We start from the raw sequence: 323 nt of genomic DNA, 5'->3' as shown, positions 1-323 counted from the left end.
TCATGGTGCCTGTGTTCTTGGGGCATCAACGCTGATTTAAACCAGTTCAGCAGATTATAAGCCAAAGCCTTGATCCACATGAACGCCGCATTTCTGATCATTTCGTGCTGGCTGGTTTGGTCAACGGGAGTCCCTGTTTTAGTTCATCGATTTTGTTTTCCACGTTGCAGCGTTTGTTATACCAACGCCAAACCTCCTCGGGAGGCAGATCTTCCATATTGGTAACTATAACCTCGTAATCATACAGGTCCGGGTAGAAAAGGCATGGTTCGTTACTTTTCAACTCTACGGTTTCCCGGATAAAAACGAACCGTCTGGCCTTT

General features: G+C 46.1%; 1 pseudogene. It reads right to left on the bottom strand.

The window, feature by feature from the left end:
* A pseudogene (locus IT084_RS17775) lies at positions 1-323 on the bottom strand (transposase); the annotation flags it as partial.

Source organism: Desulfallas sp. Bu1-1, from assembly GCF_015594625.1.
Lineage (GTDB): Bacteria > Bacillota > Desulfotomaculia > Desulfotomaculales > Desulfallaceae > JADNRQ01.
The sequence above is the reverse complement of the archived record's forward strand: the minus strand, read 5'-3'. Positions and strand labels throughout refer to the sequence as shown.